We start from the raw sequence: 14,624 nt of genomic DNA on the forward strand, positions 1-14,624 counted from the left end.
GCTCCTTTTCTTAATAACCTAGCTCATCTAAAAGCCGCTTTAGGATTTTGAAGCGTTCGCCGTATAGCTCGCCATCTTTTTGCAAGGAATCATAAAAAAGCAGAATGTCTTCATCGATTTTAGGATTTTCGGTGTCTACTTCAACGGTCATACGATTTCCTTGCAGGCCAATGATCTCGATCAACGGATTTTCAGGATCGTAAAACTTTTCATGGCGATAGGCCTCTTGAAAATACAAACTAGATTGCGCCACTAAGATTGCTAGATCTAAGATTCTAGTGAGGGGTAGTTCTTCTGACTGACGAGACCATTTTTCACCTGTATGGCGCCAAACCTTGCCTGAGATATCGACTTTTCCGCGATCATTCCATTGTGCTAATCCGAGGGAAAGGCCTTTTGCATCTGTATGTAACGCATTTTTTCCGTCAACAGTGTCATAGTCTTCCACTTTAATGACGGGCTTATGTTTCAAGTTTTCTGGTATTTTCATTATTCTCACTCCTTGTTTAGTAAATTAGTAATTTACTAGATAGAGTAAGTATAATGAGGAAGCTGGTTTGGAACAAGCAAAAGGTCTTTTCCAGTAGCTAGGGACAGATGTCTAGTTGATTTTCAGTGGCAAACGATTCTATCCATGACTGCGGCGATTTCAGGAACCAATACCAATGTGACCAATGTGTCTTCGCTGAATAAGGAAACAAGTCGTAAAAAAGCACTTGATAAGAAGCATCTAAAAACAAACGCTCTTAAAAAGTGCTTTTTTATGACGCATTACTTCACTAACTCAATTGATTGAAAAAAAGGCGTAACGCTTGTTTTCTCTGATATGTAAGCTGCGCTTTAGGAATGCCTTGGATCGCCCCTTCAATGCCGTAGAGCATATGCAAGCAAGCGCCCGCATCACATTGGTGGCGGATAGCTAGAAAAACCTCTTCGGCCGTTTTTGTGCGTAGTTGTTCAGGAGTATTGATGCCGATACGAACCAGGTGATCCGCTAAAACCTGACCTACATTTGGTAATTTTTGCAGTTCATTCATAGGTTTCTCCTTTTTGATTGTGGTCATCTTGCCCCTCTTTCTCTTGACGAATCAACGCATAGAGCTTCATGTCGAACAGCTGTTGGTTTTTCTCCGCATGCTTTCGCAAAACGCCTTCTAACGTAAAACCTGCCTTTTCCAACACACGACAAGAGGAATGATTCTTCGCAAAAGATTCAGCAGAAATACGAACGATAGTTGATGTAGTAAATACATAGTCACATAGTTGCTGAACGGCTTGCGTCATCAAGCCTTTTCCCCAATACTCTTGTGCAATAGAGTAGCCAATCTCAGCCGTTCTATAATGGATATTTTCTTTGCGAACAGCACGGATACTGCCGACTGCTCGGTCATCCACAGTGATCGCAAAGGCAAATTCTGCTTCCTCCACAGATCGAATATAGGCTTGTGCATCTGCGACCGTATAGGGGAATGGCAACCCATCTCGTAAATAATCGTGGATGGTTTGATTATTTAACGCATGGGCTAAATCTTGCGCATCGCTCATTTGCCACCTTCTTAAGGAACACTTCATAGCAATTCCTCCTTTGTCAGTCCTTCATTTTGATCCTATTGTACGAGTTTGTGTGATTTTTTACAAGCGAATCTCAAAAAAGCAGAAAAAAGAACCAGCTAGACAAACGTCTAACTGGTTCTTACGAACATCGTCTTGAAAAGATAATGGCGTGATAAACATAGAAAAAATAAAAATTATTGCGCTGAAATAGCGATCCCAATGGCTTTTTCTCCTAAATGCGTGCCGATAACTGGTCCGAAGTGACCAATCTCAATTTCTGCATTTGGGTATTTCGCTTGTAGCTTCGCTTTTTCTTCTTTCGCTACTTCTAAATTGTTGGCGTGGATTACATAAAATTTAACGGGCAATGCGATTTCTTGCTCCCGTTGACCAATGATATCTTCTGCGCGATTGAATGCTTTTTTACTGGAACGAATGCGCTCGTAAAGCACAATTTTACCTTGATCAAAGGTCAAGATCGGTTTGATTTTTAATAATCCGCCAATCAAGGCTGCCCCATTGGTTAAGCGACCGCCGCGAACCAAGTTATTCAAGTCGTCCACGATTAGATAGGCATAGGTATTGTCTCTGATAGTGTCCAGATGGGAAATGATCTCTTCGACGGTTTTGCCTTGACTTGATAGATCAAGAGCGGTTTCTACCATGTGACCCATCGGCATACTTGTGATTTTCGAATCGTAAGGAATGATTTGAACACCTTCGATTTCATCGGTGATTCCATACAGCGTTCCGATAAATCCAGAGATCCCGCTTGATAAGTGGATACTAATGATCGTGTCGTAACCGCGATCTTTCAATGACTCATATAAGGCTAACACTTCTCCTAATACCGGTTGAGAAGTGGTTGGGAATTCTTTGCTGTTTTTCAGCAAAGCGTAATACTCATCAGCTTCAATGTCGATACCCTCATTGTAGACTTTTCCATCTAAAATAACAGGAATCGGTATGATAAACAAATCTTCATGGTTTTTGATCCGTTCCGGCAGATAAGCTGTACTGTCAGTAACAACGGCTAATTTCATTCTTTTTCCTCGTTTCAACAAATTTCAAACGTCATTAATAATATAGCATAAATTTACTTACTTTCAAATGGTTTTCAGAACTTTTCATTCTGCTTACTCATTAAGAAAATTCCTGATCGCTTGTTGATTGGTTTCAAGATTGACGACTAACACACTTCCAGCACTCGCACTTGAACCGTATTGCCAAGAGTCAGCGACTGGGACAGTCAAGCTGTCGACTCCTCCCGCCCCTCGAGCAATCGAGAAGGTATTTTTTAATAGGAAAGACATTGGCAGGTTGGTGGAAGCATAGCCTAAGACTTTTCCTGCTGCATAAGGCAATTTTAAAATAGCTAAAGGATTTTTCATTTCGCTAAAGATCGCATCCATTACTTGCTGCTGTCGTCTTACACGACCGAAGTCACCTTCTTCGTCCATCCGAAAGCGTGCGTATTGCAACAGCTCAAGCCCATTCATTTGTTGTTGCCCTTGTTTGATGGCAACTTCAAGATTTTTACTCATATCTTTTTCCGCGTTGATAGCAACACCTGAGGGAAACAGTGTGTCGATCACTTTTTCAAAGGAACGAAAGTCAACTTTTGCATAATAGTTGGTTTCTAGCCCGAAATTCTCCGCTAATGTTTGTCTGACTAAATCAGCACCACCAAAGGCATACGCCGCATTGATCTTGTTTTCGCCATAACCGGGAATCGTAACTAAAGTATCCCGCATAAAGGAAAGCAGCTTCGGTTGCTTACTGGGACCATCTAATTGCAAAACCATAATAGTGTCTGCGCGTCCAGCTTCTCCTTCACGACTATCACTACCAATGAGCAATATATTACGAGCACCATTAGCAGCGGCCGTACCATTAAAGGTCTCTTCATCAGTCGTAGCAAAAGCAGCGTCACTTCTTGCGACTTGCTGACCGACAAGAAACGCAATTAATGAATAGGCAAAAAGCACCAATAGTACCCGAACCACAATACGCAGAACTGGGTGCTTCCGCTTTTTCTTTTGTTTGGGTTGCTTGCTCTTCTTAAGCTTTTGCGGTTTTTGTTTGCTTTGTTCCTGGCCTTGATGCATCGCTGGTCCCTGAGCAGATAGCGGGGGGATTGCGCTTTTTCGTCCCTCAGATTTTTTTATTCCTACTTGTGACTGTTCTCGGGAACTTTGAGCCGCACGAGGGTCGCTTGCCCTAGGATGCTCGGTGTTTTGATACAAAATGTCTCTTACTGGCTCATCAGCAGACGAAGTAGAATCACTCGGTCTGACGCGCTGGTTTCTTCTTTTGGCTTCTCGGCGGGCAAAGATACTTTCTTTGGCTGCCTGACTGGATTCCTTTTCTAGCCGTTCATGCAGTTTTTTATTTTTTTCCATCCTGCTCATTGCTTCTGATCCTCCAACTAAAAAATAGCTCTCTGTCTATAAGGATACCCTAGACCTTATAGAAAGAAAGCTATTTTTTGAAATTTTAACCTTTTTCTAGGAAATTTCTTCATTTTTCTACCTTAGATGCTTTGATGCTCCTTGTCGTGTGCTCACAAATCCTGCTTGCTCATAAAATGATTTCACTTGATTTGCCGACCAAAAGTTTAGCGAGAGATCATCGAAGCCTTTTTCCAGCGCAACGTTTTCAGCAAATGCCAACAATTGTTTTCCAATATGCATCCCTTGGTACCGAGGGTCAACAGCGATCGCTGCAATTTCCAGCCACTTTCGTTCATGCATCATCGCATTTTGTGGCAAACGGACCTCTTGAAGATGCACAAAGCCACAAGGCTGTTCCGCCAACCAAGCGATAAAAAAGTGGTGGCTTGGTTCTTGCAGCTGCTGTGTGATTGCTTGTTCAAATCTTGGCTGATCAAAGGGCTTAAAAATCGTTGGGTACCATTGATGGTGCTGTGTTTGGATCTCTTTATGAAACGTTGCTAAAAGTGTTTCATCTTGGCTAATTTTTATTTTGACTTGAGTCATTTTTTGTCACTTCCTCAACAACATTTACCGAGTACACGCCGAGAAGATGGACGTGTCCACCCAACAACTGAATCTCTTCAAAGGCATTTACAATCAGTTGCCACGGTTTGTCCATCACTAGATCGATCACGAAAAAGTATTCCCCTAAAGTGGTTTTTGACGGTCGCGATTCAATTTTGCTTAAATCAATTTCTCGCCAGCCAAAGGTTGCTAAGATTTTGTGCAAGATTCCTGGGCGATTTGCTGGCAGCGTCACAAAAATCGTTGCTTTCTCGACGGTCTGCTCTGGTAATTGGGTGTTTGCTGCTTTCTTCGTCAAAGCCCAAAAACGGGTTTGATTAAAGGCAACATCTTGAATATTGGTTTCTTTGATCGTTAACTGATAAGCCAAAGCGGCTTCTTTGGAAGCAATCGCCGCAACTGCTTCTTCTGGATGTTTTGCTACGTAGGCTGCTGCAGTCGTTGTGGAAGCAACCGCCTCAACAGTAGCTCCAGCAAATCGGGCTTCGATGAAGTCGGCACATTGCGCCAAGGCTTGCGGATGAGAAATTATCTTAGTGATAGGACGGTTGTCTTTTGCTGTTTGCTGAGAAACTAACAATTGATGATTGATCGGTAAAATAATTTCCTGTTCGATGCTCAATTGATTTTGACGAAACAGTGTATCAATAGTGGCATGAACGGACCCTTCTAATGAGTTCTCGTTCGGAACGACCGCGCGATCAATCACACCGTTAGCTAGCGCTTGAATACAAAGTGGAATCGATCCATAAGGGATACAGGCATTTTCTGGATACGCTTCTTGCGCAGCTAAATGCGTAAAGGAACTTTTCGGTCCTAAATAACCAATCTTCATTTTATGCACCTGCTTTGATCAAAATTTCCTGTACGATTTCTTCTGGTGTTTTGTTCGTCGTTTCAACGATCAATGAAGCAGTTTCTTCATAAAGAGGGATCCGAGGACGGTAAACAGCCAATATTTCTCCTGGTGATTTTGAGACGACTAAGGGACGAATGCTGCCAGTATCCGCCTTTAAGCGATGGATCAGTTCCTCGGGATCTGTTTTTAAATACACGACGAGCGGCATCTCTTTTAAAAGTTGACGATTTTCTTCTTTTAACACGATGCCCCCACCAGTGGAAATAATTTGTTCCTTTGCCAAAGTTTTAGCTAAAATATCCGTTTCGATTTTGCGAAAGGCTTCCTCACCGTGTTGATCGAAAAAGTCTTGAATGGTCATGCCGATCTCAGCAACGATCAAGTCATCAAAATCCACATGAGACTGTTTCGTTTCTTCAGCCAAAAGACGACCAATCGTGGTTTTCCCAGCACCCATAAAGCCAATTAATACCACTTTTTTCACTCGCTGTTTCCTCCTTTAGCCAAACGTGCGACATCCTCAAAAAAATCAGGATAAGAAACTGCTACGGCTTCGGCTTTTTCTAATTCTACCTCTTCATCTGTCAATAAGGCGGCAATTTGCAGCATCATGCCGATGCGATGGTCCCCCCGACTTGACACACGTCCGCCATGCAAAGGGGTTGGACCGTTGATGATCAACCCGTCCTCGGTGGGAGTGATGTCCGCTCCTAGCTTTGTCAACTCTTCGGCAGTTGCATCGATTCGGTTGGTTTCTTTTACTTTTAGTTCTTCCGCATCTTTGATCACCGTTTTGCCATGCGCCTGCGTGGCTAACAACGCAATGATCGGCAATTCATCGATCAAGCGTGGGATAATATCACCAGCGATGGTTACTGCCTGCAAGGTAGAACTTTGAACGGTAAGGTCAGCTGATTGATTCTGTTCATCTTGATTAGAAAAAGCAATCGAAGCACCCATCTCCTCTAACACGTCAAGAATTCCTGTACGAGTGGGGTTGATCCCGACATTTTTTAAAACGATCTCACTTTCTGGCATAATCGCGCCAGCTGTTAAGAAAAAGGCAGCAGAGGAAATATCACCGGGAACAACTACTTCTTGTCCTTGGAGTGTTTGAGGTCCCGTCACAGTGATCGTTTTGTCTTGTGTTGTGATGACACCACCGAATTGACGGATCATTTCTTCGGTGTGGTTGCGGCTTGTTTCTTTTTCAATGATCGTAGATGTACCTTGTGCTTGTAGTGCCGCAAAAATCAGCGCTGATTTTACTTGAGCACTTGCTACGGGCATCTGATAATTGATGGGATGTAATGAAGCCGTGCCATTGATGGTGATCGGTGGGAACTCCGTCTGTTCATGCCCTCTCACATCGGCACCCATTTCTCTTAATGGCAGCATCACGCGATTCATTGGTCGTCTATTCAATGAGCCATCACCGAATAAGGTAGTTGTAAATGGCTGTCCAGCCAAAATCCCCATCATTAGACGAATCGTTGTGCCAGAATTACCGATATCGATTGGTTCGTCAGCAGGCTTAAGACCATTAAAGCCCTGTCCTTCAATCGTGATCGTCTGACCGTCATCATGGATCGGAACCCCTAATGATTGAAATGCATGAAGGGTGCTATAGCAGTCTTCTCCACGTAAGAAATTTCGGACAGTCGTTGTTCCTTCAGCTAACGCCCCGAACATGATACTGCGATGCGAGATCGATTTGTCAGCAGGGACCGCTATCGTCCCTTTTAAATGTGTTGCTTTTTTTAGTTTCATCCCAGCCTCCTATTTTTTTCGACACGAATAGGTCGTCTTGTTTTGGATCAGCTGCTCTGCTTGCAGCAAATCATTTTGCGTTTTGAATGAAATCTGTAAAACACCAATGATGTCTTCTCGAGTTTCAAGAATTTTTAAGTTGATCAAAGAGAGCTGATGTTTGCTCAATAGCCCCGTCACTTCAGCGACAACACCGGGATGATCCGGTACATCGATGAATAGATCATAGAATGCCGGGATCGCGCCATTTTGATGAACCGGCAATTGATCCCGTGTTTCCTTCGCGGATTCAAAGAACCGAAAGATCGCCCGTTCGTCTTTTTCCTGCAACCAGTGAGCCATGGTCGTCATTTGTTTTTGCCACTCATCGATCAGCTGCAGTAGTTCCTGTCGATTACTCAATAAGATATCGGTCCACATGCGAGGATCTGAAGAAGCGATGCGAGTGATATCGCGAAAACCGCCTGCTGCAAGTTGTTGCGCTCTGGGGTGGGCTTGGTTGAAAGCGTCTGCCTGATTGACTAATCCAGAAGCAATAATATGGGGCAAATGGCTCAACATCCCTGTGATTTGATCATGCTCTTTTGGCGCAAGCGCCACATATTTGGCTCTGGTGCCGCGAAAAAGCTCTTGCAGCTCTTCCATCCGCTGACTTTTCGTCGGTGTGAAGATATAGTAAGCATTCTCGAAAAGGTTCTCATCGGCTGCTGTGATCCCTGATTTATGAGAGCCAGCCATCGGATGGCCCCCAATAAAATCAAAGGAAAAGGACTCGGCGAATTGGGTGATTTCCGCTTTGGTACTGCCGGTGTCTGTTACTAGCACCGAAGGCTTTAATGAAAGTGCCCCCAGTTCGGCAAGATATTTTTTGGTGATCTCTACCGGCAATGCCAACAAAATCACGTCGGCACGGACAGCACCTTCTGAAAATGAAGGGGGCACTTCGTCTACTAAACTTGTTGCTAATGCGATCTCATTGGTTTCCTGACAATCCCAGCCCATCAAATGCACTTGCGGATGTGCCTTTTTGATACATTTTGCTAAGGAAGCGCCGATCAATCCTAGACCGGCGACAAAGATATTTTGGTTCATGAAAAGAATCCTCATTTCTACTGGAATTTTTGCTGGTTCTTTAATCAGTAGGTTAACAAGTATTCTCGATACGCCTGAACAGATGCGGTCAATTCTGCGAATGAATCACTTGGGAACTTTTCTAATAGTTCATTGGCCACCACTGTCGCCACCACACTCTCACAAACAACACTGGCTGCTGGTACAGCGGTGCTATCTGAGCGTTCGACGCTTGCTTTATACGGTTCTTTGCTGTCGATATCCACACTTTGCAATGGCTTGTACAAGGTCGGGATCGGCTTCATAACACCACGAACCACGATTGGTTCACCGTTCGTCATGCCGCCTTCAAACCCGCCAAGGTTGTTGCTGCGACGGGTATAGCCTCGTTGTTCGTCCCATAAAATCTCATCCATGACTTTGGAACCTGGCAAAACACCAGCTTCAAAGCCAACGCCGAACTCAGCACCTTTAAAGGCATTGATGCTGACCACGGCTTGGGCGATCTTCGCATCAAGTTTTTTGTCCCATTGCACGTAACTGCCTAAACCAGCAGGAACGCCGCCAACAAGTACTTCCACTACACCGCCGATCGTATCGCCATTTTTCTTCGTTTGATCGATCAGCTGCTTGATTTCTTCTTCGACTGACGGATCTAACACCCTTACTTCTGAAGCTTCAGAGCGTTCTGCGATTTCTTTGACGGTCAACCCTTCAGGAATTTCCGCTTTGATGCCGCCTAACATTGTTACATGACCCGCCACATCGATGCCAAGCTCCTTTAAAATTTTCTTCGCGATTGCTCCGATGGCTACCCGCATGGTCGTTTCACGAGCAGATGAGCGTTCCAAAACGTTTCGTAAATCTTGATGATGGTATTTCATGCCACCGACTAAGTCAGCATGACCAGGTCTTGGTCGTGCCACTCGTCGTAGTTTGCGGTCTTTTTCTGGTACCTCTTCGATCGCCATGACCTTGGTCCAGTTTTTCCAATCTTTGTTCTCAACCACTAAAGTCACAGGAGAGCCTAGTGTTTTTCCATGACGGATACCCGAAGTGATACGGACTTGGTCTTTTTCAATCAGCATCCGTCCCCCACGGCCATAGCCGGTTTGTCGTCTCGCTAATTCAAAATTAATGTCTTCTGCTGTTAATGGCAATCCTGCCGGTAAACCTTCGATAATGGCGGTCAACTCTGGTCCATGTGATTCGCCTGCTGTAATATAACGCATGATCCGTTACCTTCCTTTCTTATAATAGGTAGTCTTTGATTTTTTCAGTCGGGATCGTCACGATTTTCGCCTGTCCGATCGCTTCTAATAGAATAATCTTCAATTGTTGCCCGCGGGCTTTTTTATCATGAGTGATTGCTTGGTATAATTGCTCTTTATCTATTTCACTTGGTGTGATCGGCAAATGAAACTTCTCAACCATTTCTGTAAGCTGCTGGGTCGTACCTTTTGGTGTTAATCCGATGGCTTCTGCATGACGGGTGATCATGATCATCCCCATTGCAACCCCTTCGCCATGACTGGTGTCAAACGCGGCTGTTCTTTCTAAGCCATGCCCGATCGTATGACCGAAGTTCAGTGTCAGACGACTGCCATGATCAAAAGGATCTTCTTCTACTACTTTTTGTTTTACCTTTAAAGAAGCAGTGATTACTTTCTCAGCATGTGCCAAAAGATCGACTTCATCTTTCAAACCTGCTAACGTTTGCCAAAGCTCAGGATCTGCAATAGCGGCTGACTTGATGATTTCAGCAATGCCTTCTTGGACGCGTTTGAGGGGCAAACTTGTAAGTAAATCTGGATCGATCATCACACCGGCTGGTTGTGCAAATGTCCCGACGAGATTCTTGGCACTGCCAGTATTTACAGCTGTTTTTCCGCCGATACTTGAATCGACCTGTGCCAATAACGTCGTTGGAATCTGCAAGAAATCAATGCCGCGCATATAAGTAGAAGCAACAAATCCTCCGAGATCACCAATCACACCGCCACCAAGGGCAATGATCCCATCGCTTCTGGTCATTCCGAGTTGGGCAAGACCATCATATAAATTAGCTGCTTGCTCTAGTGATTTGCTTTTTTCGCCAGCTGGTACGACTAACAGTGTTGCCTCAAACCCTGCAGCGGTCAAGGAATCGACGATTTGTCCGCCATACAGGGGTGCGACGTTGCTGTCTGTAATGACGGCAATACGCTGTTTGTCCCACAACTGTTGCACCCAGGTTCCGACTTTTTGAAACGCCCCTCGTTTGATGAGGATATCATAGGAATGTTCTTCTAAATGAATGTGTAACATTGATTTTTGCACCTCTTTTATTGGTTGTCTTGACGCTTAGTCTTGCAATGCTTTGATTTCTTTCATCGCTTTTTCCATGATATGGACTTCTTTCATCATGTTCATGTACGTTTTTTCATTAAGTGATTGAGGACCATCAGACCAAGCATTGGCTGGATCTGGATGGATCTCAACGATCATCCCATCGGCGCCAGCAGCAACACCCGCTCTAGCCATAGGCGGTACAAGATCCCAGATACCTGTTCCATGACTAGGATCAACGATGATTGGGAAGTGGCTCAGTTTTTTGATGATTGGTACCGCGCTTAAATCAAAGGTATTACGGGTTGCTGTTTCGTAAGTTCGGATCCCACGTTCAATGAAAATCACTTCACTTTTATCTTGAACGGCGATGTATTCCGCTGCATTCAACCATTCGTCGATTGTGCCAGAGATGCCTCGTTTAAGGCCAATTGGTTTCCCAATTTTCCCAACGGCAGCTAGCAATTTGAAGTTTTGCATGTTCCGAGCACCAATCTGCAAAATATCACTGTATTCCGCAACCATATCGATATGTCCTTCGTCCATGACTTCTGTGATGACTTTCATTCCCGTTTCATCCGCTGCTTGACGAATGTATTTTAGCCCTTCTTCTTCCAGCCCTTGGAATGCGTATGGCGACGTGCGTGGTTTGAAGGCACCACCACGTAAGATTTGTGCACCACCAGCTTTAGCGATTCGGGCACATTCACGAATTTGGTCTAAGCCTTCAATCGAACATGGACCAGCCATCGTAACAAAGTTGCCGTCACCGATTTTCACGCCATCTACATCCACAACCGTATCTTGCGGATGGAACTCACGAGAGGTCAATTTGTAGGTGTTTGAGATCCGAATGGCATCTTCGACACCCTCGTAGCTGCGAAAAGCAACATCTTGGATGCGGCGGGTATCCCCTTTTAAGCCGATAACGACCTGTTCTTTTCCTTGGTTGACTTGAACATCTAAGCCTTCTTTTTTGATTCTTGTTACAACAACTTCAACTTGTTCTGGCGTAGCGCCTGGTTTCATAATTACGATCATTTTTTCTTCCTACTTTCGTTTTTTTCTGTTTTTTATTTTTTACATGGATTCGATGAGTGCTTTGACTTTTTCAACAGGCATCGCTTTGCCAGTCCAAAGTTCAAATGCGGCTGCACCTTGATAGAGTAGCATGCTTAAGCCGTTTGCAGTTTTGGCGCCGACTGCTTTCGCATCTTTCAAAAGCTGCGTTTCTCTTGGATTATAGATGACATCATAGACAGCTAATGATTCCCGTAGGAGTGTTTTATCTTTCAGAGGACTTACGGTATCATTTGGTTTCATTCCCACGCCCGTGGCATTTACCAATAAGCTGCTTTGATCGATGGCTGTTTTTAAAGCCATCTGATCTTCTAAGTCGGTTAAGGTAATTTCACAAGCTGTTTTTTGTGCAATCTGTGTTAATTTTTCTTGGATGATTGGATAAAACTCATCCTTGCGGTTAAAGACATGGATCGTTTTGACGCCGTCTAGTGCGGCTTGGCTAATGATCGCTGTCGCCGCTCCGCCAGCTCCAATCACCGTCATGGTGTCGCCAATGATGGATACTTGAATGTCCTCAAGAGCTCGCATAAAGCCGATGCCGTCTGTATTGTGCCCAATCAAGCGACCTTCTTGATTGACGATCGTATTGATTGCGCCGATCAACTCGGCTGCTGGTGAACATTCATCCATCAGCGCTACAGCCGCCATTTTGTGAGGCATCGATAAATTGACACCTAAGAGGTCCAACTGACGGATGCTTTGGATACTAGCGGCTAAATCATCCGGCTCAACATCAAAGGCCAGATACACGGCGTCGATCCCTTGTTCTTCAAAAGAAAGATTGTGCATCGCTGGAGAGATGCTGTGTTTGGCTGGTTTGGCAAATAGTGCCGCCAACCGTGTGTGTCCGGTTATCATTTGTTTCATCTGGTTCATTCCTTTCAACAAAAAAGATGTCCACCGTAAATTTAAGAATCTACAGTGAACACCTTCAAACATTACATAACGACAGAGCCGATATGTGAATATAAAAAATAGCCACTATAGATTTTACGATCTACGTGGCTGCGAATTCATTACGAAATGCTCTAGCCATCATAGATACAAACTTAGCGTTTGTACCCATGCCTTCATGAATACAAACCTATCTAAAATAGCTAAAGTAATATTTATTCAGTTGTGTGGGGTTCGTTAGCAATAATTTTTGCATAGTCGTTCGCTCCAAACTGATGTAAGATTGACCTAAGTATAGGTTTAACTTTGAAAGATGTCAATGATTTTTTCTTATTTTTTTCATTTATTTGATTGTTTTTTTTGAAAACACTGTTCTATCAAGGATTTATAAGTCATCCTCAAAGAACAATAATAGTTCAGGTAAGCTTAATTGCGCTTTTTCCTCTGCTGAAAGATCTTTGACGATCTCCCCTTTTCTGAGCAGGATCAAGCGGTCTCCGTATTTTAATGCATCTTCCATCCGATGGGTGATCATTAAACAGGTCAGGTTTTGTTCTTCCACGCGTTTTGCAGTGATTTGCATCAGCTGTTTGGAGGTCTTTGGATCTAACGCAGCCGTATGTTCATCTAGCAACAACAGTTTTGGAGTTTGGATCGTTGCCATCAATAAACTTAGTGCCTGTCGTTGACCACCAGATAAACTGCCCGTTGGCGTATCCAAATGATTTTCCAACCCGTTGCCGATTTCTTTACAAAGTGCAAAGAACATTTCCCTTTGTCCTTGGAGTTGTCGAAGACCAAGTGACCGTTTTTGCCCTCTTTTTTGGGCTAACAGCAGATTTTCTGCCACTGTCATACGGGGAGCAGTGCCCATTTTCGGATCTTGGAAAACCCGCGCCAAAAAGCGTGCGCGTTTTTCTTCCGAAAGTGTAGTCACATTTTGATCATCGATCATCACTTGCCCACTCGTCAAGGGCATGGTGCCTGAGATGCAGTTGAATAACGTGCTTTTGCCGGCGCCGTTTCCTCCAACGATCGTAACAAACTCTCCTGGCTTTAAAGAAAGATCGATTTTATTCAAGAGTACTTTTTTCTCATTCGGTCCGTTGCCGACAACTTTAAAGGCTTTTTTTAAGGCTAACATTATTCGTCCTCCGTTTCAAAACCAGTGCGTAGATGCAAGGCTTGTTTAAATTGAGGGATCAACAAGCAGATCGTCAAGACGATTGCAGAGAAGATCTTCAAGTAGGTCGTATCAAATCCAGCTTTGATCACAAATAGGATCAATAATTGGTAAATAATGCTGCCAATCACAATAGCGATCAAACGTTCCAGCAAGGTCAGTTCCCCATATAACACTTCACCAATGATGATTGACGCCAGTCCGATAACGATCACACCGATACCTTTGCTTATGTCGGCATAGCCGTCATTTTGCGCAATCAATGCGCCTGAGAGTGCGATCACGCCATTGGAGACGATCAATCCAATGATTTTCATTCGATCGGTATTGATCCCCATCGATTTTGCCATATGCTCATTATCACCTGTAGCGATGTAAGCTTGACCCAAATTCGTATGGAAAAAGTAAACCAAGACGCCCCCGATCAACAAGACCATGATCAATCCAATGATCACCGTATCATAATAATTCGGTAAATTCATTCTAGTAAAAAAATCTTGAATTTTCGGTTGGTTTAATAAAGAGAGGTTGGGTGAGCGCATCACAAACAGCATGACCGAGTTCAATGAAGACATCACCAAGATTCCAGCTAAAATCACGGGAATTTTGCCTTTTGTATAAAGAAGTCCTGTCACACAGCCCGCACACATCCCAGCCAATACTCCTAAACAAGTCGCTAAGACGGGCGACACCCCATGGGTGATCGCTGTCACACAGACAGCACCGCCTAACGGAAAGGACCCTTCCGTCGTCATATCCGGGAAATTCAAAATTCGATAGGTCATAAAAATCCCTAATCCCAGGATTCCCCAAAGTAGTCCTTGCCCTATTGCTGAAACAATCATCATTCTTCCTCCATATT

General features: G+C 44.0%; 16 protein-coding genes. All 16 read right to left on the reverse strand.

The window, feature by feature from the left end:
* Window positions 1-10 precede the first annotated feature (10 nt).
* Complete coding sequence (locus ACTW1R_RS08340) at window positions 11-490, reverse strand: DUF6530 family protein (RefSeq protein ID WP_005235941.1); 480 nt, start codon at window positions 488-490, stop codon at window positions 11-13.
* Between the two features lie 289 nt (window positions 491-779).
* Window positions 780-1,037 (reverse strand): TfoX/Sxy family DNA transformation protein, encoded by a 258-nt coding sequence (locus tag ACTW1R_RS08345; RefSeq protein ID WP_074933839.1) that lies wholly within the window; start codon window positions 1,035-1,037, stop codon window positions 780-782.
* Entirely contained in the window at window positions 1,030-1,572 is a 543-nt protein-coding gene (locus tag ACTW1R_RS08350) for a GNAT family N-acetyltransferase (RefSeq protein ID WP_034868594.1), read from the reverse strand. Before ACTW1R_RS08350 ends, ACTW1R_RS08345 begins: the two co-directional genes overlap by 8 nt.
* Before the next feature lie 176 nt (window positions 1,573-1,748).
* Window positions 1,749-2,597: a DegV family protein gene (locus ACTW1R_RS08355; RefSeq protein WP_005235946.1), complete on the reverse strand. Its 849-nt coding sequence runs from the start codon at window positions 2,595-2,597 to the stop codon at window positions 1,749-1,751.
* Between the two features lie 93 nt (window positions 2,598-2,690).
* Window positions 2,691-3,965: an LCP family protein gene (locus tag ACTW1R_RS08360; protein ID WP_086338205.1), complete on the reverse strand. Its 1,275-nt coding sequence runs from the start codon at window positions 3,963-3,965 to the stop codon at window positions 2,691-2,693.
* Between the two features lie 117 nt (window positions 3,966-4,082).
* The gene (locus ACTW1R_RS08365; RefSeq protein WP_115232320.1) at window positions 4,083-4,553 is read right to left on the reverse strand and encodes a GNAT family N-acetyltransferase; all 471 of its coding nucleotides are present in this window, start codon (window positions 4,551-4,553) and stop codon (window positions 4,083-4,085) included.
* Window positions 4,528-5,409: a prephenate dehydratase gene (gene pheA, locus ACTW1R_RS08370; RefSeq protein WP_159161342.1), complete on the reverse strand. Its 882-nt coding sequence runs from the start codon at window positions 5,407-5,409 to the stop codon at window positions 4,528-4,530. Before pheA ends, ACTW1R_RS08365 begins: the two co-directional genes overlap by 26 nt.
* 1 nt (window position 5,410) lies before the next feature.
* The gene (locus ACTW1R_RS08375; RefSeq protein ID WP_159161343.1) at window positions 5,411-5,917 is read right to left on the reverse strand and encodes a shikimate kinase; all 507 of its coding nucleotides are present in this window, start codon (window positions 5,915-5,917) and stop codon (window positions 5,411-5,413) included.
* Entirely contained in the window at window positions 5,914-7,203 is a 1,290-nt protein-coding gene (aroA, locus tag ACTW1R_RS08380; protein ID WP_489927257.1) for a 3-phosphoshikimate 1-carboxyvinyltransferase, read from the reverse strand. Before aroA ends, ACTW1R_RS08375 begins: the two co-directional genes overlap by 4 nt.
* 9 nt (window positions 7,204-7,212) lie before the next feature.
* Window positions 7,213-8,295 carry a prephenate dehydrogenase gene (locus ACTW1R_RS08385; protein ID WP_231588414.1) on the reverse strand — a complete coding sequence of 361 codons (1,083 nt, stop codon included), beginning with the start codon at window positions 8,293-8,295 and terminating at the stop codon, window positions 7,213-7,215.
* Window positions 8,296-8,339: 44 nt separating this feature from the next.
* Window positions 8,340-9,506, reverse strand: coding sequence for a chorismate synthase (gene aroC, locus ACTW1R_RS08390; protein WP_005226098.1), 1,167 nt, complete (start codon window positions 9,504-9,506; stop codon window positions 8,340-8,342).
* Window positions 9,507-9,525: 19 nt separating this feature from the next.
* Complete coding sequence (gene aroB / locus ACTW1R_RS08395; protein WP_015509713.1) at window positions 9,526-10,581, reverse strand: 3-dehydroquinate synthase; 1,056 nt, start codon at window positions 10,579-10,581, stop codon at window positions 9,526-9,528.
* 36 nt (window positions 10,582-10,617) lie between these two features.
* Window positions 10,618-11,643, reverse strand: a complete 1,026-nt coding sequence (gene aroF, locus ACTW1R_RS08400; RefSeq protein WP_156236183.1) for a 3-deoxy-7-phosphoheptulonate synthase — start codon at window positions 11,641-11,643, stop codon at window positions 10,618-10,620.
* Window positions 11,644-11,682: 39 nt separating this feature from the next.
* Window positions 11,683-12,552, reverse strand: coding sequence for a shikimate dehydrogenase (locus ACTW1R_RS08405; RefSeq protein WP_015509715.1), 870 nt, complete (start codon window positions 12,550-12,552; stop codon window positions 11,683-11,685).
* Between the two features lie 412 nt (window positions 12,553-12,964).
* A complete protein-coding gene (locus ACTW1R_RS08410) occupies window positions 12,965-13,723 on the reverse strand; it encodes an ABC transporter ATP-binding protein (protein WP_271813810.1) in 759 nt (252 codons plus the stop codon).
* Window positions 13,723-14,607, reverse strand: a complete 885-nt coding sequence (locus ACTW1R_RS08415; RefSeq protein ID WP_010748362.1) for an ABC transporter permease — start codon at window positions 14,605-14,607, stop codon at window positions 13,723-13,725. The genes ACTW1R_RS08410 and ACTW1R_RS08415 overlap by 1 nt, the downstream gene beginning before the upstream one ends.
* Between the last annotated feature and the right edge of the window lie 17 nt (window positions 14,608-14,624).

Source organism: Enterococcus sp. R12, assembly GCF_058135755.1.